Below are 21360 nucleotides of genomic sequence, written 5' to 3'. Positions count from 1 at the left end.
TTGAGGGGTAAGGCAAAGGTGTCCCTGCCCGGGTGTCAAGTCCGTGAAGGCCTCCTTGAGGGACCCAGGGTCCCTCAAGGAGGCCTTCACGGAACGTCAACGACCGCCGAGCCGGGGCAGGGTCAAGGTGGTCACCGCCGTGGTGACCCAGCCCAGCAGGTCGCCGAGCGGGATGGTGGACAGCTTCTCCGGCCATTCCTCCGCCAGCGCGTGCAGGACCAGGTGACCGTCGTGCGCCTCGACCGCGGTGAGCCGGATCCCTTGGGGGAGTCCGGGCATCGGCAGCACGATCGGCTTGAGCCGCGACGGCGGGCCGAACCGGCGTCGTCCGATGTGGACGGACATCGGCCGGAGCACGACGGCGTCGTCCTCCACAGTGGACTCCAGCGCCAGGTGTCCCCAGCGCGGGCGCTTCTCCCAACGAATGTGGAAATGCCCGTCGTCGCCGGGGGTCACGATGATGCCCGGCCGGACCTCGGCCACGCGTTCCTGCAGGACTTCGGGTGCCACCCGGATCGCCATCTTCACCTGTTCGGGGATGGCCGCCGGGGACGGGAGCGAGCGGAGACGGACGTTCGACGCCAGGACGGTGATGCGCCTCAGCGGGGTTTCCGGCCAGTCGACATCCTCGACGACGATGCGGACGTCGCCGATCCGGCCGGTGGCGGCGAGGCTGAGACTGTCGGCCTGGTAGTCGAGCCCGGTCAGGGTGAGCCCGACGTCGTGGCCGTCCACTCTGGCGGTCAGCCGTCGCCCCACCAGCTGTTCGGTCACGGTCTTCAGCACCGCGGCCGGGGTGACGGGCACGTTGGGCAGCAGCGCCCGCCCGGCGGCGGCCAGGCCGAACAGCTCGGGAAGGGGGTTCAGCTCGAACCATCTGCCTTCGCTCATCCGACCAGTGTCGCCGAACGGGACGCCGGATGCCGCCGCAGGGGGTCAGCGGGCCGCGAAACGGGCGATCACGCCCGCCACGATCACCCAGAACGCGGCGGCCAGGCCGTAGTCGAGGATGACCGCGAGATTCGGATCACTCACCGGGAAAAGCCCCGGCCAGAACAACGCCAGCGGTACGGCCAGCGCCTTGATGAAGATGAAGAAACCGTTGCCCGCGTTGGCTCCCGCGAGCACCATGACCATGTACAGCAACTCGATGAAAGCGAACAGGGCGCCGATGCCGGTGATGACCCGCACGGCGGTGTTGCTCCTACTGGTGGTTCGCCATCTGGACATGGCGGCAAAGTTCCCGGATTCCGCCGTGGCAAACGTTTCAACGGCGAAGTTGCGCCGATTGGCCGTACCCGCGTACTCCTCGTAGGACGTCGGTGACGGTCAGGAACCGCCGGGGTGATGAGCCGTGCTTTCGCGCAGGACGACGTGGCCGCGGACCCGTTCGATCCGCGCCCGGCCGGCGCGTTCCGGCAGCATCGCCAGCTCCAGCACGCGCTCGCCGAGGTCTTCCAGCGGCAGCGCCACTGTGGTCAGTGGCGGGGTCAGGTCGCGGATCGTCGGGATGTCGTCGAATCCGGCGAGCGAGACGTCGCCGGGCACTCCGATGCCGTGGTCGCGCAGCGCCGCGAGCGCGCCCGCGGCCATGACGTCGGTCGAGGCGAAGACGCAGGTGGCGCGCAGGCCGCGGTCGATGAGCTGGTGGGCGGCCTCGTAACCGCCGTCGCGGGTGAAGGGAGCTTCGATGATGTCTTCGCGCTCCACGGCGACTCCGGCGTCGGCGAGAGCGCCGAGGAAGCCGCCGACGCGGTCGACGACCGTCGTGAGCAGCGGGGGACCGGACAGGACGGCGAACCGGCGGTGCCCGAGTCCGAGCAGGGCGCGCGCCAGGTCGGCCGCGCCTTCCCGGTTCTCCGGCAGGACCGCGTCGGCCCGCAGGCCGCGATGCCTGCTGATCACCGCGACCCGTCCGCCGTTCGCGCGGTAGCGGTCCAACTCCTGACGCAGTCCCGCCTGACGCGCCCGGTCCTCGAAGCCGGAGCCGATCAGCAACATCGCGCACACGCGGTGTCCGCGCATCATCGAGGTGTAGGCGACTTCGCGGTCCGGGTCGCGGAACGTGCTGCCGAGGACCACCTGGAGATCGTGGCGGTTCGCCGCGCGCATCACGCCGCGCGCGATGCCGGCGAAGTACGGATCGCCGACGTCGTGGCAGATCACCCCGACCGTGCGGCTGGACGAACGGGCGAGCGCCTGCGCGTGCGCGTTGGGGGAGTAGGCCAGCCTCTCGGCCGCCTGAACCACCCGGTCGCGCAGGGCCGGGCCGACACTCGCGGTGCCGTTGAGCACCCTGGACGCGGTCGCGAGTGAGACCCCGGCCGCCTTCGCGACGTCGCCGAGAGTGCTCTGGGCCCGTTGGACCATTCGTGCTCCTCCCCCTTGACCCCTGTGGCCTGCGGATTCTACGGTACGCCGGAAAGCGCTTTCAGAAAGCGTTTTCACCCTGGGGGTCGGTGCGGGAGGTTCGATGAAGATCACTCGCCGGAACACGGCGGCCGAAGGCCTGCTCGAACGGACATGGCGGCCGGTGGCCCTGCTCGCCGTGCTGGTGCTTCTCTGGCAGCTGGTGACGGACACCACCGGGCTCATCGAGCCGTACCTGGTGCCCTCGCCTGCGGCCACCTTGGACGTCCTGATCGGTCAGTGGCCGTATCTGTGGCAGCACACCTGGGTCACCACCTACGAGACGGTGCTGGGTTTCGTCCTCGCCGCGCTCGTCGGTGTCCTCACCGCGGTGGCGCTGGTGTCGTCGGCCACCGTGGAGCGGACCGTCTATCCGGTCCTGTTGTTCGCGCAGGTCATCCCGAAGATCGCGATCGCGCCGCTGTTCGTGGTGTGGCTCGGGTTCGGGCTGGAACCGAAGATCCTCGTCGCCGTGCTGATCGCGTTCTTCCCGGTGGTGATCTCGATGGTCACCGGGCTGAAATCGGTCGATCCGGAGATGCTGCAGCTCGCGTCGGTGATGGGCGGCGGTCCGCTCAAGACGTTCTGGAAGATCCGGTTCCCCGCCTCGCTGCCGCAGCTTTTCGCGGGTCTCAAGGTCGCCGTGACGCTGGCCGTCACCGGCGCGGTGGTCGGCGAGTTCGTCGGCGCCAACGAGGGGCTCGGCTATCTGATCCTGCAGGCCAACGGAAACCTCGACACACCGATGCTGTTCGCCGGGCTGATCGTGATGTCCGTCGTCGGCGTCGTCCTGTTCGTGCTGCTCGAAATCGCCGAACGCCTCGTGCTCCCGTGGCACGCGAGCCGCCGGGCCGAGGCCGTCACCACCACCATCTAGCAAGGGGTTGCGATGAGGAAACCAGCGATACTCGCCGTCCTGCTCGCCGCGACCCTGGTGATCGCCGGCTGCGGGACAGGTTCGGACACCAAAGCGGTGACCCTGACCCTCAACTGGTACCCGTACGGCGAACACGCGCCGTTCTATTACGGCGTCAAACAAGGGATCTTCGCCAAACACGGGATCGATCTGAAGATCCAAGCGGGACAGGGCTCCGGTAAGACCGTGCAGGCCGCCGCCGCGAACCAGACGGATTTCGGCTGGGCCGACACGTCCGCGCTGGCCGTCGCCGTCGAACAGGGTTTCGCGGTGAAGAGCGTCGGCGTCTTCCTGCAGACGACTCCCGCGTCGGTCCAGTTCTTCCAGGAAAAGAACATCACCAAGCCGCAGGACCTCAAGGGGCGCAAGGTCGCCACCACCGCCGGTGACGCGCTGACGAAGACGTTCCCCGCTTTCCTCAAGCAGAACGGGATGGCCGAGAACGACGTCCAGATCCAGAACATCGATCCGGCGGGCAAGATGGCCGCGGTCCTGTCCGGCCGCGTCGACGTCCTGCTCGGATTCGCTTCCGATCAGGGACCGACGATCCAGGAGAAGGCCGGGAAGCCGGTGTCCTACCTGCGGTTCTCCGAGTTCGGGCTGAACTACTACAGCAACGGCCTGATCACCTCGGGGAGCACGCTCACCAAGGATCCGGACCTGGTGAAGCGCATGGTCGCCGCCACGGCGGAGGCCTGGTCGGCCGCCGAGAAGGAGCCGCAGGCCGCCGTCGACACCATGAAGGGGGCATCGCAGCAGCTGCCGTCGCCCGCTGTGCTGCTGGAGCAGTTCAAGACCACGGTGACGTTGCTGCACACCGACGCGACCAAGGGTTCCGGGCCGGGCGTGAACTCCGCCGCGGACTGGAAGTCGACGATCGACACGTTCCTGCGGACCGGCGTGATCACCGAGGCGCGGGAACCGGGCGCGTACTGGGAAGAAAGCGTGGCACCCAAGGGATGACTGTGACACTCAGGACGGCCGCGGTCGAACTCGACTCCGCCGCCGTGCGCTTCCGGTCCAAGAAAATCGACGTCACGGCGATCAGCGAGGTCTCGCTGTCGATCGAGCCCGGCGAGTTCGTCTCGATCGTGGGGCCGTCCGGCTGCGGGAAGTCGACGCTGCTGAAGCTCGTTTCCGGCCTGCTGAAACCGTCTTCGGGCGCGGTGCGGCTGCTCGGCGAACCGGTCACCGGGCCGCGGCACGACATCGGCTACGTGTTCCAGCGCGCGGCCTTGCTGGAATGGCGTTCGGTCCGGCGCAACATCCTGCTGCAGGCGGAGATGCGCGGGATGGACGCGGCCGAGGCGGCCCGCCGGGCCGGCGAACTCATCGCCATGACCGGACTCGCCGGCTTCGAGGACGCGTTGCCCCACGAACTCTCCGGCGGGATGCAGCAGCGAGTCGCGTTGTGCCGGGCGCTGCTGCACCGGCCGCGGGTGCTGCTGATGGACGAGCCGTTCGGCGCGCTGGACGCGCTCACCCGCGAGCAGATGAACGTCGAACTGCGGCGGATCTGGCGGGAACCGGGCACCACTGTCCTGCTCGTGACGCATTCCATCGCCGAGGCGGTCTACCTGGCCAACCGGGTGGTGGTGATGACCGCGCGGCCGGGAGCGGTGCGCGAACTCATCCCGGTGGAGCTGCCGGAGGAACGGGAGTACTCGGAGACGTTGGCGCGGCCCGAATTCAGCGCGGCCACCGCACACATCCGGCGGTTGCTCGGCTAGCCGGCCGGTCGATCTTCCCAGGGGGCGGCCCGCCATTGCCAGCCAGCACGGGAGGGCCGCCCGGGAAGTCCCGTCCGGTCCGTCGCCCACAGCAACGCCGTCCAAGGGTCGACGTCGTCGGCGTCGACCTCCGGGAACATCCGCGCGAGCACTCGCGAGCAGACGTCGCGCGGCGGATCGAGGGTGACGCCGAGGCCCCTGGCCATGTCCTCGCCGTGGACCAGGGCCTCGACGCAGCCCATACCGGCGAAGCCTTCGAGGTCGGCGTGGCCACTCGGGTGGAACGCGAGGACGTCCGGGGACGTCGTGCGGAGGACGGCGCCCAGGATGCGGCCGCCGACCGTGACGAACTCCAGCAGCTCCGACGGCGTCGCGGTCTTCTCGGCGACGGCTTCGAAGCAGACGAACCGTGACGTCGACGGCCGAGCGATCAGCAACCCGGCGTAGGAAATGAGGCAGTCGCCGAGGTGTTCGGCCGTCCGCCAGGCGTTCAGCTCGCCGGTGGCCGGCGCCTGCGACCAGTCACGTCCCGACGCCTGACTCAGCACGCTGGTCACGCTCAGGATCGCGGTGTCGAGGTCGTCGGGCGTGACTGTCATCGTGGCATCAGCTCAAAGGTGTCGGAAACGCGACCGGACCGCGGCGGCCGTTCTTCCCGACCGCGCGGACACCGAAGAACACGTTGTCCTTCGACAGATCCACTTTAGCCTCGGTCTTGTCGCCGACTCCGATCGAGTGTGTCCAGTCGGCTTCCGTCGTCTCGCGCCAGACGACCTCGTACCCGGCGAGATCCGGGTCGGATCCACGCCGCCACACCAGATCCGTGTCGTTCGTCAGCTGGTTCGTCCGGATCCGGACGTCCTCCGGGGCTCCGGGCGCGGTCGCCAGCGACCACAGCGTGGCGGCGTTCACCCGCGCGACCCGGGCGATGAACGGGAAGTCGCAGAACTCCGGCAGGTCGCCGAACTGCTTGCCGTTCTCCACCCGGACGTCCTGGTGCTGGTGCGCGTAGTCCTCGTGCGGCTCGGTGAACCGCGCTGCCGGATATCCCTGCTCCAGGAACGGGATGTGGTCGCCGCCTCGGAGATAGCGGTCGCGCCGGTAGATCACCCGCACGGACATGCCGGTCGCGTCGTTCTCCGCGACCGAGCGCACGAACCGGGCCAGCTGGCGGGACGGCGAATCGTTCTCACCGCCGACCGAGCGCCGGATCTCCGCCTGTGCCGGGGTTTCCGACGTCGGCACGCCCTCGGCGAACAAGCGGATCGTGCGCGGGTCACGCGTCCCGTCGTCCGCCCGGCTCGATCCGACGATGTCGTTGGTGAACATCGCCTGCACGTTCGTGCCCGCCGTTTTGAACCGCGTGGCCATGTGCCGCGCCCCGAAGAGGCCCTGCTCCTCGCCCGCGACCGCGGCGAACACGATGGTCGCGCCCGGGCGGCGGGTGGCCATCACCCGGGCGAGTTCCATCGCGACGGCCACTCCGGAGGCGTCGTCGTCGGCGCCGGGAGCGTCCTTTGTCGCGTCGAGCGGATCGGAACACCGCGAGTCGTAGTGGCCCGACACGACGTAGACCCGCTCCGGTGTGGTGGAGCCGCGCAAGGTGGCGACGACGTTGGTGATCGTGGTGGCGACGGGGATCCGGGGCGGAGCGGGCTGTTGCACGTACGACTGCAGCTCGATCGTCATCCGGCCGCCCGAACGCTCCGCGGATTCCCTCATCTCCGCGAAGATCCAGTCGCGAGCCGCCCCGATTCCCCGGACGGGGTCGGTCTGCGAGGACAACGTGTGTCGCGTCCCGAAGGCCGCGAGCCTGCGTACGGTCGCCTCGATTCGGTGTTCGTCGATTTCCCGGAGAATCGCGCGCAGCTCCGCGTCAGGCCGTTGTGGCGAGAGGGTTTCGCCGGGACCTCGATCACCTGGTTGCCGGGCGCCCGCCGGGACTCCGGTGAGGGCGGTGGATCCGAGAGCGACTGCCGAGAGGGCAGCCGAAGACAGTACAGCCGACGTGGACAGGAAAACTCTTCTGGACCTTTCCTCAGCCATTCTTCGTTCCTACGCGTCCGGTCTTCGGGCGTCTACCCGCGAAAAGGATGAGCGCGATGGGTGGTGGATCAGGGAGTATCACCGGGTGATCTTCGGGAAAAGGACCTCCGTGGCCGACGCACTCCAGGAAACGCTGGAGAGCCGGGGCAGTCGTGCCGATGTGCTCGTCGAGGTGCTTCTGCGCGTCGACAAATCCGGCGACGCCACCGAGATCGCGGCCGCGTTCGAAGTGATCACCGAAAACGCGGCGCTCGTCGCGACCCTTGACGAGTACTGGCGTCATCAGCGGGTTCTGGGTGACGCCGCCCGGCGGCTGAAGGCAGGTAAGGCCGGGCCGCTGGCGATCGTCCTCGCCGCTTCGCACGGCGATGGCCGGATCCGAGAGCTCGCGGTCACGGCGCTGGTGGAGAAACCTGATCCGACGATCCTTCCTTTCTTGCTCCTGCGCATGACGGATTGGGTGTCGCCGGTCAGCGACCTCGCTCGCATGGGTGTCGTCCGGCTTCTGCACGACGCCCCGGCGACCTACTTGCAGGCGGCCGCCGAAACGATGCTCCACCTCGGGCGTCGCTACCGCGGCGGCTTCGGGGTGCAACAGTTGTACGCGGCCGCTTACGACGCTCCCGCACGGGTGCTCGACCAGTTGCTCCAATCCGTGAACCTCGCTGTGCGCAGGTTCGTGTTCGAGGTGCGGACCCGGAGGGGCGACTTCAAACTCGACGAACTCACCCGGCTCGCTTTGAGGAACTTCGACAAGAGCCTCCGTGCGCGCGCTGGTGGAGCCGCGGCCCGCGAGGCCGTTTGGACCGGTCGCGTGGACGTCTTGCGCAAGCTGGCGGCCTGCCGGCACGACGAGGTACGGATCAGCGCGTTGACCGGGCTCGCCCGGCTCGGGCACCTGGAGGAGATCGTCACGCTGCTCGACGATCGCTCTTCGCTGATCCGCGCGCTGGCCAGGGATGCCGCTCGTCGTACGGGTACGGACGCCGTCGCTTGGTACCGGTCCGCGGTCGCCGGTGGGCAGCCTTCGCTCGGTGCCATCGCCGGGCTCGCGGAGTCGGGGCGGGCCGAGGACGGACCGTCGCTGCATCCGCTGCTGAAGCATCCGCTGGCTCGCATTCGGGCTCAAGCCGTTGGGGCGCTTCGGATTCTGGACGCCGTCCCGGTCGAGCTGGTGGAGCCCATGGTCGAGGATCCCTCGCGACGGGTGGTTCGAGCTGCTTTGAAGGCCTTGAAGACGCGGAAATGATGGCGACACGGGCGAGTTCGTCGGGATCGCACTTGCGGGCGGCGGCAGCGGTGCTCAAGGCGAAGGTGTGTCCTCCTCGGGCTCCGTGCGAGGTTCGTGGAGCGGCTCCGGCGACGTCTCGTAGGTGTGGCCACTCGGCGTGGTGATGATCATGCCGCCGTTGCCGGTGGGTTCGGCCGACCAGCCGGGTTCCTCGCGAAGCAGGTTGTGTCCCTTGCAGTGCAGGTGGCAGTTGTGATGGTTGGTCTCGCCGTCGCGGGCCCAGGAGACGATGTGGTCGATTTCGCAGAACTGTCCGGGCCGGTGGCAGCCCGGCTGGGTGCACTCGCGATCCCTCGCCATGATCAGCCGTGCCAACGAGGCGGGTGACCGATATTTGCCGGGGCCCGCTTCGAGTACCTGGCCGTTGGCGGGATTGGTGATCAGCCGCGACCAGGTCGACTCGGGGTCGGAAGCGATCTCGCGGACCAGCCAGTCGGGGACGGGGCCGTAGCCCGCGAGGATCGCGGGGTCCTTGCGGGCGCCGATGAGGGTCAAGAAGTCGACATAGACCTGGATGTGCGCCCGCGGTTTGCCGTGGCCGTCCTCGGCCAAGAGCCGTTCGGCGAACACGTCCGCGCGATGCTGGTCGAGAGTGCGGGACTTGTCCTTGTTCCGCCGGGCTTTCGCGGCCCGGCTCATCGACGCGTAGATGGAACTTGCCAGTTCGGTGGGAAGGTAGCCGGACAGGGTGGACATGGTTTCGTCCTTGTGCTCCAACGAGATGTGCCGTTGGGCGCGTTTCCTGGTGGCTCGTTCGTGATAGCCGGCATAGTCGAACTTCTGGACGGCGTAGCTCACCGAACTCCGGATCGCGGCGGGATCACGGCCGGCGAGACGTCCGGCCATCCAGGCGTCCACCTGGGCGGCGATCTCGTCCGGCACCTCGCGGGTCAGTTGGCTGACCTTCGAGGCCTTGTACAGGTCGATGTCGCCGCGCTCCAGCGCCGCCAGCGTGTTCGGCAGGCGGGCCACCAGGGCGCAGGACGTTTCGACGAGCAGGTGGGCGTGATTGCGGGTGACCGAGAAGCGCAAGGCGACCTCCTCGGTCACCGATCTTCGCGAACCGGCGAGAGCGGCGAAGTCGGCTAACGCTCGCACCTGACGGCTTTGTGTCCGACGAAGCGAAATCTCTTCGTCGAACGCGGTGTCAAGAAAGCGAGCGGCTTTCGGGTTGTAAACGAGAGATGTGGTCATGCCCATGATCATACTCGAACGCACGTTCGAACTCGACCAAGAATTTAAGCGGAGAGTGAACGGTCCGGTGATGAAAGTGAGCAACGCTGAGTCGGGTCTTGAAGGCTCCCGCTCAAGCGAGGCAACGACGATGCGGTCAGCTGGGTTGGCTGAGCGAAGTGTGAGTCAGCAGGATGCCGCCGTTGACGATGTTGTGATCGCGCCCGCCGTCGAGTGAGGCGAAGGCGTTCCTCTGTCTCGTGTAAGCCTGGAACCGAGCTGTTCGCCGGGCACGTGACAAGGATGCCGCGTAAGCGGTTCGAGCAAAGTGTCAAGGCTCGGGAATCCTGCCTGTCCGCAGTGGGCGCGGCGGGGTGAGATGAGGCCCCGCCGCGGCGTGATCGTCGAGATTCAGTGCGCGTCAGAGGGGCGACGGCCGAGGCGGATCGCCGAGACGAGAAAGAACAACCCGCCAAGAGCGGCGTATCCGGCCAGATTGACCAGCGACGCGCTCGGCTGCGTGGCTTGCAGGATGAAGGATGTCCCGGCGACTGTGGAAATGGCGCCGCTGGCGATCATCGCGCCTTGACCGCCCAGCTTGCGGCGGCTGATACCGACGGCGAGCTGGACTAGACCCGAGACGATCGCCCAGGCTCCCCATATGCGCAGGACCGCCGGGATGCCGGAGCCGGCGGCGAGCGCGAGACCGATGCCCGCGATCCCGCTGGTCGCGATGTTCACGTACAGGCCCGGCGTGTTCCCTGATGAGCGAAGGTCGATGAAGGCGGCGACAACGTCGAACAGCGGGTACAGCACGAGCAGCGCGACACTGATCGGCCCGAGCTTCGACGCGCTGGTGAACAACAGGCCGGCCCAAACGAGGGCGAAGCCGAAGCGAACGAAGTACAGGCGTCGCAGAGTGGGCGCGAGGGTGGGCGCGGCGACGGCTTGGCTGCTCACGAGAGCTCCTTGGATTGTGGAGAGGAGAACGTTCGGTCTACTTGGACACTGGCAGGTCGCCGTCGCCGCGTCAAGACCGAACGTTCTATCCCGTAAGATGCTGGTAATGACGAACGTCCGCGGCCAAGCCTCCGAAGCGCGGTCCAAGCTGCTCGCCACGGCGACCAGGCTCTTCTACACGGAGGGCATCCACTCCGTCGGCATCGACCGGATCGTGGTCGAGGCGAAGGTGACCCGCGCGACCCTGTACCGGCACTTCCCCGGCAAGGACGACCTGATCGTCTACTACCTGCAGGAAGCCGATCATGCCTTCCGCGGTCAGGTGGACGCCATCCTGGCCCGGAAGGCGGCGGCGCTCGACACCCTCCGGGCGATCGCCGAAGCCATCGCGGAGGGCATCCGGTCGCCCGGCTTCCGCGGCTGCGCCTTCCTCAACGCCGCCGCCGAGTACCCGGACCCGGCCCACCCCGTGCACAAAGCGGTCCTCGCGCACCGCGAATGGTTCTCGCGCGTGATCACCGAAGTGCTGGCCCAGGCCGGAGGGACACCGGCCGAACCCGCCGCCCGGTGTTTCGTCCTGATGCGGGACGGAGCGATGGCCACCGGCTGCCTGTCCGACCCTGAACCGATCTGCGAAACCTTCCTTCAGGGCGTCGAAGACCTGCTACAGTTTCACGTCACTGTCAGCCGACGAGGGCCTCGATGATTTGCCGGGTGGTCTGCGCGGCGACGCGCGGATTGACGGCGGCGTAGGAAACATAGGCGTTCAAGCCTGTCGCCAGTGCCCAGCCGCGCCCGCGAGTCCAGGTGGCGTCGTCCACCCCGAGTGCGGCACGGAAGGTGGCCCGGGTTTCCGCCGACATGAGGGTGAAGGCGATGACCAGGTCACAAGCCGGGCCGGAACGAGCAGGCGCAGCGGCGACGCGGCCCACCGCGGGAACTGTGTGTCGACCAGACGCCTCGCCAGCGCGGCGTCGATCACCGGGGTTTTCTCGATGGTCAAGAGCAGCTCCCATGAATAGGCGGCATCAGGGTTCCATGGCCCCGGAACCTGATCAACCGGGTATTTCGCTGGCGGATCAAGGCCGCGCCGGGGTCCAATCAGGGCGTGAACGGCGACTTCGCGCCACCCTCGGACCTGGCTGACCGCGTCAGCCGGGTGTGGCGACGTGAGGGGGAACTGCCGCCCGCCCTGCCGCAACCGGCCGTGGACCTGCTGGTGTTCGCGGACGGTTCGCTGTGGTTGACCGGACCGGAGACCGAGGCCAGGACCGGGAACCTGACCGAACCCTTGACGGGCGTGCGGTTGCGGCCGGGGACGTGTGCCTCGGTACTGGGGATCGCCGCGGACGAGGTGCCCGTGGCCGGGATGCCGTTCCCCGGTGACGGGTTCGACGCCGGATTGCGGGCGTTGCGAGCGTCGGCCCGTCCGCCCGATCCGGCAGTGAAGCAGGTGCTCCAAGCCATGCGCGCGAACCCCGGGGCGCCGGTGTACCGGCACGCGGCGGCCGCCGGGTTGTCCGAGCGGCAGTTGCGGCGGCGGTTCCTGGTGACGGTCGGGTTGAGCCCCAAGGCGTACGCGCGCGTGGTGCGGTTGCACCGGGCGATGGCCCTGGCGCGGTCGTCTTCGGTGCCGGATTGGGCGGAAATCGCCGTCCGCAGCGGCTTTTACGACCAGCCGCACATGCTCGCGGAGTTCCGGCGCGCGGTCGGATCGTCGTGTGTCCGTTTCTTCCAAGCCGCGAGCGTCGGCGGGTAGCACACTGCAGCGTATGTCCGTCGAGGAGATTTTCGCTTTCCACGAGCAAGAAGCGGGCCCGGTGCGGTTCGTCGAGTCGTTCGGCGGCTGGGTGGTCACCCGGTATTCCGAAGTGGACAGAGTGCTCACCGAGCACGCGGTGTTCTCCTCCGACGAGCTGCGTTACAGCGACCGGCCGATCCCGCACGGCTCGAACCCGTTGCTGCGGGGCCTCCAGGCGATGGATCCGCCCCGGCATCACGTCCTGCGCAGGATCGTCAGCCAGGTCTTCACGCCCCGCGCCGTGTCGTCGCTGGAGCCGTCGATCACGGAGAAGGTCCACACACTGCTCGCCTCGGCGGGGGAGACTTTCGACCTGATCGGGGAAGTGGCGTACCCGCTGTCGGTGCACACGATCGCCTCGCTCCTCGGCGTGCAGCCGTCGCGATGGCCGGATTTCGTCCGCTGGACGGAGGCCATCACGTCGTTCTTCGGCACGTTCACCGCGGATGAGGCGCGCCGGATCGCCTTCGACCAGGCGGTCGAAGAAATGGGCGACTACTTCCGCGAGGAGTTCGAACGACCGGCAGGCGTCATCGCGACGCTGATGGCGTCAGAGCTCACCGAGGACGAGCTGATCGACTTCTGCGCGCTGCTGCTGATCAACGGCCACGAGACGACCAAGACCCTGCTCGTGAACGCCGTCCTTTGCCTTGTCGCCCGACCGAAACCGGCCGACCTGCGCCTCGCCGTCGAGGAGGTCTTGCGCTACCTGCCACCCACGGGCGGCACGGATCGGTTCGTCACCCGGCCCACCACGCTCGGCGGTCAGGAACTCCGGCCAGGCCAGCGGGTCGTCGCGATGATCACGGCGGCCAACCGGGACCCCGAGGTCTTCCCCGATCCGCAGACCTTCGACCCGGACCGGACGCCCAACCCGCATCTGTCCTTCGGGCACGGCATCCACTTCTGCCTGGGCGCACACCTCGCCCGGCTGGAAGCCCGCATCACGCTCGCCGCTCTGCTCGCCCGGCCTTGGCGGATCGCGGATCTGGACACCCATCGGACCCCGGTCGGGATCGACGTCCTGAAAGCCACTCTGGTGACCCGGTGATCGTCAGCCCTCGGGAAGCAGTTCCCGCAGCATGGCCAGCAGCTCCCGCCGGTCACCGGCGCCGAGCTTCCCCCGGATCCGGGCCATGTGGTGCTCCACGGTCTTCCCCGAGATGAACAGTTTGCCGCCGGCCTGCTTGTACGTCAGCCCGTCGACGACCAGCCGGGCGACCTCCAGTTCCCGTTCGCTCAGCGCGCTCAACCCGGTGGCCGCCACGGGTTCCGGAGCGCGCCCCTGGAACTGCCGGGCCGCTTCGAGCAGCTGGACCATCGCCTTCCGGTCCGAGGTCCGGATCGCCGCCTGCCCGGCCAGCCGGGAAGCGTCCCAGCAGAGCCCGAGTTCGTGCAGTTCCGACGCGGCCGCGGTGATCGCCTCGGGATCGAAGGTCCCGGTCAACACCGCGAGCCAGCAGGTCGCGGCGTCGGCGAGCGCAGCCGAATAGCGTCCACACGGCGCGAAAGCGTTCAGCGCGGCCAGATGTTCGCCCGCCGAAGCATGATCTTCGATGGTGATGGCGGCGTGCAGTTCGTGCCAGCGCAGCGTCGCCGTCCACAGTGGAGGGTTGCCGAGGTCGTCGAGCACGGCGTGCGCACGCTCCAGCTGACCGGCCAGTTTGGCGCTCGCGCCACCCCTGGCGGCCGCGATCGCGAGCTCGCCCAGCGGCAGCAGCGAATACAGGTCCGGCTGCTGGCGCATCGACGCCTGATACGCCCGGTCCCAGGAACGCTGCAGGCCGGGAAGGTCGCTCGCCCGCCGCGCCAGGCCCAAGTGCAGGGTGGCGGCGAAGAGTTCGTCGCGCGCTTCGAGACCGTCCGGCGGCATCAAGGACTCGGCGGCCGTCTTGAGATCGCCCGCGGTCATCGCGACCCAGCCGAGCAGCAATCGGTGTCGTTTCGCGAGCAGGTCCCCGCCGATCCGCCCGGCCACCGCGCGGCTCAATACCGATTCGGCCAGCGCGAGTTCGCCGGAGTGCAGGCCCACCAACGCCGCGAGCGCGGCCGGGCTGTCCGGGAGCGGTGCGGGCGCTCCCGCCGATTCCAGCATCGACGCCGCGCCCAGCAGGGCCGACAGCGTTTCGGCGCCGCAGCCCGACACCGAGCCGGTGATCGCGCGCGCCGTCCGTGAAGCGGCGCCCGCGAACAGGGTCGGGACCTCGGGAGTCTCCAGTACGCCCCGCGCGGCTTCGAGTTTTCCGGTGCCCAGCAATGCGATCGCGGCGAACGCCTTCGATCCGGCCCGGCCCGACCATTGGTACAGCTCGGCGCTGTGCGCCAGTTCGCCGCGATGCGCCAGCACGGTCGCGGCCACTTCGGCGCCCGCGGCCCTGGCGTCGGCGACATCAGGGTCGTCGGCGCCGCCGAGCATCCCGTCACCGAGCCGGAGCGCGGTGTCGAGGTCCCCGGCCAGCGCCGCGGCGTGCGCCCAGCCGACGGTGAGCGCCGCGCCGCGCCCACCGGCCTCGGACGCGGCTTCGTAGAACCGCGCCGCGAGTTTCGTGTCGTCGGCCATCGCCTCACGCGCGGCCGCCTCGAAGGCCGCCGCCGCGCTCGCGCCCGAACTTCCCGTTCCCAGCAGGGATCGGGCGAGGTCGAGGACCGGAAGTCCGTCCCGCAGCTGGAGTTCCACCAGCCGTTGCAGCACCGTCAGCCGCCGCCCCGGCGAACCCCAGGCCCGGACGGCTTCGGCGGCGATCGGCAGCAGGACGTCGTCCTCGCCGAGAAGGCCGGTCGCCCTGGCGCTGTCGAAAACCTCGGGCAGGCCTTCGCGGTCGCGGTTGAGCAGCGCGGCCAGGAGATCGAGATTCCGGCCCGCACCCGCTTCCGCCGCGATCAGGTAGCGGTGCACGTCGTCGTCCAGTTGTTCCAGCTCGCCGCGGAAGTCCGCCAGGCGGCCGGTGACCGCGCGCAGCACGAGCCCCGGCACGCCACCGGTTCTGACGTGGACGTCTTCCGCCGTGGCCGCGTCGCCGCCGGCGTGTTCGACGAGCCGCCGGACGTCGTCGACGCCGAACGCGCCCAAAGCCACCGACCTGCCGAAGGAATCGGCGAGCGCGCGCAAGGTGGTCGTCCGCGCGGTCGGCCGGAAGGCCAGGACGACGGGCGACGTCGTTTCCTCCGCCAGCGCTTTGATCTTCGCGATCTCGTCGTCGCCGAGCTGGTCGGCGTCGTCGACCAGCATCGCTTCGACCCCGGCACCCGCGTAGTGGCGTTCGAGCAGGCCGAGCAGATGGGTCTTCCCGTGCCCGCCGGGGGCGACGACGGTGACCCGCACCGGGAGTTCCGGGGCGGCGGTCACCTCGTCGAGCAGGGGCCGGGCACCCGGATGGATGATGCCGGGCTTGTCGAGCAGTGCGTTCAACAGCGACCTTCGGGGGATGTGGGCGCGACGCCGGGGGAGGACGGCGCGCACGAGCTCGAGGTGGCGGGAGGGGCTTCGGGACCCTTGTCCGCGGTGGCTTCCCGCGTGGTCAGGGTGAGGAACAGTGTGGTCGCGGCCAGCACCACGACCGCGGCTCCGGCGACGATGGGCTTGCGTCGGCTGAGCAGTTTCGCCGCCCCGGTGCGTTCTGGCAAGGGGAACGGGGTGATGTCGACCGGTGGCCGTTCGGGCCGCTCGGTGAGTTCTTCGAGTGCGTCGACCCGGGGGAGAAGGGTGGTTTCGACGGTTTCCACCGCGGTCGACCGGGGGCCGCCGGGTCGAGGAACGTCACGTCGCGCGGCGATGTTGGCCGCGCCGGTCGCCACCGTGAGAACCGGGTCGCTCGAAGCGAAGACGGGGCACGGCGTGCGACCGGCGACCGGGGGCGCCTCGCCGCAGAGCACGATGCCCGCAAGCGCTTGCGGCGGGATCCCGGCGCCGTGCGCGAGTTCGAAGACCTTGCCGACGGCCTCGCCGGGGTCGACCCCTTCCACCGTTTTGACCGGCTGCCAGCCGTTGACGCCGGCGGCGGCGATCGTGACGACCGCGCCGTCCGGGCCGAATTCGCAGACCCCGGCGGTGACGTCGCCTCGCGGGGCGAGGTACGCGTGCAGGGCGGCGACGGGTGCCGGAACCAGTGCGGCACGGGGGAATCCGGCTTCGGCCAGCGCCCGGCGCAGCAGGTCACGGCGGTACGAGCCCCAGCCGACCGGATGCGTGAGCACCACGCGCCGCGGTTTCTCACCGAAGCGTTCGGCCGCTTGATCCACCGCGGCGTCCACGAGGACCGCGCTGAGGGATTCGGCCGGGAACCGCTCGCCGTCCACGATCACGGGCACGTCGTCGCCGACCCGTTCGTGGAACCCGGTCAGCAGCCGCGCGGGCGCGGACAGACCCGCTTCGACGGCGGCGTCCCCGGTGAGCAGGTAACCGTCGTCGTCGAGGAACACCGCGGACGCCGCCGACGGGCCGCGCGCGCCGAGCCACGACGGCTCGGGCACGCCCCAGCCGTCGCCGGAGTTGACGCAGGTGGCGGCGGTGGTGCGGGTCGAGGCGATATCGATGCCGAGGACGTAGGGCAACGAGCATCCTCCTTCGCTTGACCAGCCCCTAAGGACCAAATAGGGCCACTCACCTGAACGGATTGACCCATCCGGGTGAGGGTTGGCATTAAACCGAACGGGATGCGTCTCGGTTAAGCCCCTAACGCCCTAACGATGTCATACCGATCCCCTATTGGCTGAGTGAGAGACGACCAGGAGTGATCCCCGATGTGCCCAGAGGCGTCACCTCACTAACTTCGGTGACCTGCGCTCAGCCGTGCCCTCCGGCCGCTGGGCAGGCCCCGCCGACCTAGACCCCCAGGAGAGTCCTTTCATGGGTTCCGTCCAGACCCTGCACGACTTCACGCTGAACCTGCTGAACGACACCGCGGCCCGCGCGGCGTTCGCCAACGACCCGCAGCAGATCCTGGCCGACGCCGGCCTCGGTGACATCAACGCCGCCGACGTGCACGAGGTCGTCCCGCTGGTGCTCGACTTCGTCCCGGTCGGCACCGCCACCGACATCACCGGAAACGCCGCGGCCACCGCCGACAACCTGGCGGGCTTCGGCGGCGTCACGAACGCCGTCAACGGCACCGACGGCGAGTGCGCCGACGGCGTCCAGGGCGCGATCGACCAGCTCACCGCGCTGACCGCCGGCCTCCCGGTCGCGGTCCCCGGCGTCGACGGGCTCCCCACCGTCCCGAGCCTCCCCGGCGCGGGCGCCGGCCTCCCGGGCGTCCCGGGCCTGCCGGAGCTGGGCGACCTGCCCGCCGTGCCCGCCGTCGGCGACCTGCCGGTCGACCTCCCGGGTGTGCCCGCAGTCCCGGCCGTCTCCGACGTGACCGACGTGTCGAACGCCGCCGCCGGCGTGACCGCCCTGGCGCAGAACACCGTCGGCAGCTTCGGCCTGACCGACGACCTTTCGCGCGGCCTCGACGCCGGTTCGGTCGCCCAGGCCGGTGACGTCGCCACCGGCGCCGTCGACACCGCGACCGACCTCGCCCACGCCGTCCCGGCCGTGGACACCGCCGGGCTCCCGGCCGTCGACTCGGTTCCGGCCGTCGGCGACCTGAACAGCGACCTGCCGCGCGCCGACGGCGTCGCGGGCGGTGCCCCGGACTTCCTGTCGACGGTCGGTGACCTGACCAGCGTCATCGGCCAGACCGGTGTCGCCGACGTCACCACCAAGGTGCACGACGTCGCGGGCAAGGCGGCGCACGACATCGGCAACGCCAACATCGCGAACGACGTGACCGACAACGTCGCGACCGACGTCACCGACAACGTCGTGAACGACGTCGCGAACCACGCGGGCGTCAGCGACGTGCACGACGTCGTCTCCGGTGTGGCCAACAACATCGGCCAGGTCGGCGACATCCACGTCGGCGACATCGCGTCGGGCAACGACATCCACATCGGCTGATCTGAATATCTTTCATTTCTTGCCGTGTGTACGGGCCCCGCGATCGCACCAGGTCGCGGGGCCCTCGTGGCATGTTGGGCCATGCCACATTGATTCCGCGCTTGGTTAAGGGAACACTGCATCCCCGTGACAGCCCCCGCCTGGCTCGACGTGCTCAACGAGACCTTGGACGCCTGCGCCGCCCACGGACGCGCCGACCTGGCCGAACGCCTGCGGCGCAGACGGGATCGGCAGCCACCGGGCACCCGGATCGCGGTGGTCGGTTTTCCCAAGCAAGGCAAGGGATACCTGCTCAACGCGCTGCTGAACGCCCCGATCTGCGCGGTCGGGGACGCGAGCACCCCCGCCGTCCCCACGGAGATCGGGTACGCCGCCGATCCCGCCGCCACCCTGGTCGGCCACGGCCGGGAGAGCGTGCCGGTCGGTGACCTGGCCAAAGAACTCGAAGTCCGGCCGCCCGGTTCGCTGCGACGCGTCGAAGTCGGCCTGCCGCGCGAACTGCTCGGCACCGGACTGGTGCTGGTGGACACCCCGGCGATAGGGGATCCCCGGTCCCCGCGCACGGCGGCCACTCTCGATGTCCTCGCCGACGCGCACGCGGTGATCCTCGTCTCCGACGCGACGCAGGAACTCCAGCCCGCCGAACTCGCGCTGGCCCGCCACATCCGGACCTGGTGCCCGGCCTTGGTGCTGGCGCTGACCAAGATCGACGTCAGCCCGGACTGGCGGGAACTCGCCGCCCGCAACCGCGCCGCGCTGTCCGAGACCGGTGTCGTCGCCGACGTCTTCCCCGTGTCCGCGACGGTGCGACAGGCCGCCGCGAAGGCGGGCGACGCCGTCCTCAACGGGCATTCCGGATTCCCGGAACTCCTGAACTGGGTGGGGGAACAGGCCGCGCGCCCGATCGAACGCACCCGGGCGCTCGCCGCCGCGGTGAGTGTCCGGGCGGCCGCGGTCGAACTGGTCGAAACGTTGCAGACCCGGCTCGACGCCGTCTCGCGGGACGACGGGATCGACCAGGTCACCCTGCTGCACCAGGCGCAACGGCGCGCCGAGGAACTGCGGCGGCAGAACGTCCGCTGGCAGAACATGCTGTCGGACGAGATCACCGACCTGGTCTCCGACGCCGAATACGACCTGCGCGAGCGGACCCGGGTGATCGTGCGGCACATCGACCGCGCCTTCGACGAAGGCGACCCGGTGCAGATCTGGCCGGATTTCCAGACCTGGCTGGAAGAAAACCTCGCCGAGGCCGTCGAAACGAACTACGACTGGGTGTCGGACCGGTCGACCTGGATCGCGCACGCCGTCGCCACGAACTTCGGCCCGCACTACGGCCAGGCCCCCGACCTGCCGCTCACCGGATCCGGCGTGGACTCGATCCCCGAGGTCGGCACCCCCAAGATCGAGCGCTTCAAGATCGGGCAGAAACTCTTCACCGGACTCCGCGGTTCCTACGGTGGCGTGCTGATGTTCGGCCTGGTCACCAGTCTCGCCGGGCTGCCGCTGATCAACCCGGTGTCGCTCGGCGCCGGTGTCGCGTTCGCCACCAAGAGCGTGCGCGACGAAGGCGGGATGCGGCTGCAGCGACGCCAAGCGCTCGCGAAGGCCGCGGCGCAGCGCCACGTCGACGACGTGTTCATCCGGTTCAGCAAGGAGATCAAGGACGAGGTCCGCCAGGTCCAGCGGCGCCTGCGCGATCACTTCACCGCGGTGTCGGACCAGCTCGCCGAAGACCTGACCCGGCAACGGGAGTTGATCATCGCCGGTTCCGCCGAACGCGACCGGCGCACCCAGCGGGTGAAGAAGGAGATCGACCGGCTCGCCGCTCTGCACCGGAAGGCGGGGGCGCTCGGCAGCGGCGCCGCGCCGCGCCGGGAGCTCTCCGCGTGACCGGCCTGGACGTCCATGAGCTGCTGAACGAGGCCGCGGCGCACTACCGCGACCGTCCGCACGCGGTGGCGATGCTGCGGGAATGCCTGGAGCGACTGGAAGAACCGCTACGGGTCGGCTTCGTCGGCACGCCGGGGACCGGAAAGTCCACTTTGGTCTCCGCGCTGTCGGAATGGCCGACGCGAGCCTTGCGGGAGATCGATCTCTTCGACACCCCGGCGCCCGCCGAACACGTCGACGCGACCGTGCGCCTGGTACGCCACCTCGAACCGGACGAGCTGGCCGGTACACGCCAGGTCGGCGGTTCGGCGTTCGCGCGGCAGACCGCGGTGAACACGGTGCTGGTGCTCGGCCGGGCCGACGAGGTGGGCGCGGGCCGGATCGACGCTCTGCTCACCGCGAAGCAGCTGGCCCGGCGGGCTTGGCGTGAGGACCCGGATTGCGCGGGATTCCAAGGAGTCATCGCGGTCGCCGGGCAGCTCGGTTACGGCGGACGCGCGCTGCGGGACGACGAATTCGAGGTGCTGCGCGCGCTGGCGTCGGTCCCCCGTCCGGAGCTGGAGCGCCATCTCCTGTCCGTGGATTCCTTTGTGGACGATCCGTTCCCGATCCGGGTTTCGCCGGAATCGCGGAAACATCTGGTGTCGCGGTTCGGGCTCTACGGCGTCCGGCTGGCGATCACCCTGATCCGCACCGGCAGCGAGAGCAGGCTCAAGCTGTCGGCGGAACTCGTGCACCGCAGTGGTCTCGGCGATCTTCGGGACACGCTCGCCGGATGTTTCGCCGCCAGGGCGGAAGCACTGAAGGCGCGCACGGCGGTGCTGCGGCTGGAAGGACTGCTCGCCGCCGAACCGCTGCAGCACGGCGACCGCCTGGCCGCACGCGTCGAGCGCTTCGCCGCGGCCGCGCACGACTTCCGGGAACTGCGGCTCATCGCCGGCATCCGCGGTGGCCGCACGGCGTTGTCCGGGGAGATCGCCGAGGAGGCCGTCCGGTTGCTCGGCGCGCAGGGCCTCGCGCCGACCGAGCGGCTCGGCCTCGAACCCGACGCGGATCCGGCCGAGATCCACGCGGGCGCCGAAAGCGCGCTCGTCCGGTGGCGGCACGAGGCGGAACGGCCCGACGCCGCGCACGCCGAACGCGCCGCCGCGCGGGTGATCGTGCGCTCGGTGGAAGGCCTGCTCAGCCTTTTCGTGGCGTGAT

The 21360-nt window shown here is 69.5% G+C and carries 20 protein-coding genes and 1 pseudogene; 11 read left to right on the top strand and 10 right to left on the bottom strand.

Annotated elements, in window-relative coordinates:
* Window positions 1-96: 96 nt before the first annotated feature.
* The 3 genes from AB0N89_RS31325 to AB0N89_RS31315 form a co-directional block, all read right to left on the bottom strand.
* Window positions 97-891: an LmeA family phospholipid-binding protein gene (locus AB0N89_RS31325; protein WP_364211908.1), complete on the bottom strand. Its 795-nt coding sequence runs from the start codon at window positions 889-891 to the stop codon at window positions 97-99.
* Between the two features lie 45 nt (window positions 892-936).
* The gene (locus tag AB0N89_RS31320; protein ID WP_364211914.1) at window positions 937-1191 is read right to left on the bottom strand and encodes a hypothetical protein; all 255 of its coding nucleotides are present in this window, start codon (window positions 1189-1191) and stop codon (window positions 937-939) included.
* Between the two features lie 138 nt (window positions 1192-1329).
* Window positions 1330-2370, bottom strand: coding sequence for a LacI family DNA-binding transcriptional regulator (locus AB0N89_RS31315; protein ID WP_364211905.1), 1041 nt, complete (start codon window positions 2368-2370; stop codon window positions 1330-1332).
* 103 nt (window positions 2371-2473) lie between these two features.
* On the opposite strand from AB0N89_RS31315, the gene AB0N89_RS31310 reads away from it, so the two are divergent.
* Genes AB0N89_RS31310 through AB0N89_RS31300 form a run of 3 tightly spaced genes read left to right on the top strand, consistent with a single transcriptional unit; the run spans window position 2474 to window position 5055 of the window.
* The gene (locus AB0N89_RS31310; RefSeq protein WP_364211902.1) at window positions 2474-3286 is read left to right on the top strand and encodes an ABC transporter permease; all 813 of its coding nucleotides are present in this window, start codon (window positions 2474-2476) and stop codon (window positions 3284-3286) included.
* 12 nt (window positions 3287-3298) lie between these two features.
* Window positions 3299-4288: an ABC transporter substrate-binding protein gene (locus AB0N89_RS31305; RefSeq protein ID WP_364211899.1), complete on the top strand. Its 990-nt coding sequence runs from the start codon at window positions 3299-3301 to the stop codon at window positions 4286-4288.
* Window positions 4289-4290: 2 nt separating this feature from the next.
* Complete coding sequence (locus tag AB0N89_RS31300; RefSeq protein ID WP_364211896.1) at window positions 4291-5055, top strand: ABC transporter ATP-binding protein; 765 nt, start codon at window positions 4291-4293, stop codon at window positions 5053-5055.
* Here AB0N89_RS31300 and AB0N89_RS31295 read toward each other — a convergent pair.
* Both AB0N89_RS31295 and AB0N89_RS31290 read right to left on the bottom strand, forming a co-directional pair.
* Window positions 5052-5654 carry a hypothetical protein gene (locus AB0N89_RS31295; protein WP_364211893.1) on the bottom strand — a complete coding sequence of 201 codons (603 nt, stop codon included), beginning with the start codon at window positions 5652-5654 and terminating at the stop codon, window positions 5052-5054. The two genes, AB0N89_RS31300 and AB0N89_RS31295, sit on opposite strands and share 4 nt — an antisense overlap.
* A 7-nt stretch (window positions 5655-5661) precedes the next feature.
* Window positions 5662-6777: a M28 family metallopeptidase gene (locus tag AB0N89_RS31290; RefSeq protein WP_364211890.1), complete on the bottom strand. Its 1116-nt coding sequence runs from the start codon at window positions 6775-6777 to the stop codon at window positions 5662-5664.
* 235 nt (window positions 6778-7012) lie between these two features.
* Here AB0N89_RS31290 and AB0N89_RS31285 point away from each other — a divergent pair, with 235 nt between their 5' ends.
* Window positions 7013-8350, top strand: a complete 1338-nt coding sequence (locus AB0N89_RS31285) for a hypothetical protein (RefSeq protein ID WP_364211887.1) — start codon at window positions 7013-7015, stop codon at window positions 8348-8350.
* Window positions 8351-8404: 54 nt separating this feature from the next.
* Here the strand turns inward: AB0N89_RS31285 and AB0N89_RS31280 are convergent, their stop codons facing one another.
* A complete protein-coding gene (locus AB0N89_RS31280; RefSeq protein ID WP_364211884.1) occupies window positions 8405-9490 on the bottom strand; it encodes a DUF222 domain-containing protein in 1086 nt (361 codons plus the stop codon).
* Window positions 9491-9590: 100 nt separating this feature from the next.
* Here AB0N89_RS31280 and AB0N89_RS31275 point away from each other — a divergent pair, with 100 nt between their 5' ends.
* The gene (locus AB0N89_RS31275; RefSeq protein ID WP_364211881.1) at window positions 9591-9803 is read left to right on the top strand and encodes a hypothetical protein; all 213 of its coding nucleotides are present in this window, start codon (window positions 9591-9593) and stop codon (window positions 9801-9803) included.
* A gap of 173 nt (window positions 9804-9976) precedes the next feature.
* On the opposite strand, the gene AB0N89_RS31270 is transcribed toward AB0N89_RS31275, so the two are convergent.
* Entirely contained in the window at window positions 9977-10525 is a 549-nt protein-coding gene (locus AB0N89_RS31270) for a hypothetical protein (protein WP_364211878.1), read from the bottom strand.
* Between the two features lie 106 nt (window positions 10526-10631).
* On the opposite strand from AB0N89_RS31270, the gene AB0N89_RS31265 reads away from it, so the two are divergent.
* A complete protein-coding gene (locus tag AB0N89_RS31265; RefSeq protein WP_364211875.1) occupies window positions 10632-11231 on the top strand; it encodes a TetR/AcrR family transcriptional regulator in 600 nt (199 codons plus the stop codon).
* Here AB0N89_RS31265 and AB0N89_RS31260 read toward each other — a convergent pair.
* Window positions 11209-11421: pseudogene (locus AB0N89_RS31260) on the bottom strand (phosphotransferase); the annotation flags it as partial. The gene AB0N89_RS31265 and the pseudogene AB0N89_RS31260 sit on opposite strands and share 23 nt — an antisense overlap.
* A gap of 212 nt (window positions 11422-11633) precedes the next feature.
* On the opposite strand from AB0N89_RS31260, the gene AB0N89_RS31255 reads away from it, so the two are divergent.
* Window positions 11634-12284 (top strand): AraC family transcriptional regulator, encoded by a 651-nt coding sequence (locus AB0N89_RS31255; protein WP_364211872.1) that lies wholly within the window; start codon window positions 11634-11636, stop codon window positions 12282-12284.
* Window positions 12285-12297: 13 nt separating this feature from the next.
* Entirely contained in the window at window positions 12298-13377 is a 1080-nt protein-coding gene (locus tag AB0N89_RS31250) for a cytochrome P450 (protein WP_364211869.1), read from the top strand.
* A gap of 3 nt (window positions 13378-13380) precedes the next feature.
* On the opposite strand, the gene AB0N89_RS31245 is transcribed toward AB0N89_RS31250, so the two are convergent.
* Both AB0N89_RS31245 and AB0N89_RS31240 read right to left on the bottom strand, forming a co-directional pair.
* Window positions 13381-15735, bottom strand: a complete 2355-nt coding sequence (locus AB0N89_RS31245) for a LuxR C-terminal-related transcriptional regulator (RefSeq protein ID WP_364211866.1) — start codon at window positions 15733-15735, stop codon at window positions 13381-13383.
* Window positions 15732-16877, bottom strand: a complete 1146-nt coding sequence (locus tag AB0N89_RS31240; protein ID WP_364211863.1) for a molecular chaperone DnaK — start codon at window positions 16875-16877, stop codon at window positions 15732-15734. Before AB0N89_RS31240 ends, AB0N89_RS31245 begins: the two co-directional genes overlap by 4 nt.
* Window positions 16878-17172: 295 nt before the next feature.
* Between AB0N89_RS31240 and AB0N89_RS31235 the strand changes: the two genes are divergently transcribed.
* The 3 genes from AB0N89_RS31235 to AB0N89_RS31225 all read left to right on the top strand — a co-directional run bounded on the left by AB0N89_RS31235 (window position 17173) and on the right by AB0N89_RS31225 (window position 21359).
* A complete protein-coding gene (locus AB0N89_RS31235; RefSeq protein WP_364211860.1) occupies window positions 17173-18264 on the top strand; it encodes an IniB N-terminal domain-containing protein in 1092 nt (363 codons plus the stop codon).
* Between the two features lie 126 nt (window positions 18265-18390).
* Window positions 18391-20157: a dynamin family protein gene (locus tag AB0N89_RS31230; RefSeq protein WP_364211857.1), complete on the top strand. Its 1767-nt coding sequence runs from the start codon at window positions 18391-18393 to the stop codon at window positions 20155-20157.
* Window positions 20154-21359: a GTPase gene (locus tag AB0N89_RS31225; RefSeq protein ID WP_364211854.1), complete on the top strand. Its 1206-nt coding sequence runs from the start codon at window positions 20154-20156 to the stop codon at window positions 21357-21359. Before AB0N89_RS31230 ends, AB0N89_RS31225 begins: the two co-directional genes overlap by 4 nt.
* The last annotated feature ends 1 nt before the right edge of the window (window position 21360 follow it).

Source organism: Amycolatopsis sp. NPDC089917, assembly GCF_040684635.1.
Lineage (GTDB): Bacteria > Actinomycetota > Actinomycetes > Mycobacteriales > Pseudonocardiaceae > Amycolatopsis.
Note: the sequence above shows the minus strand (reverse complement) of the source record. Positions and strands in the feature narration are given on the sequence as shown.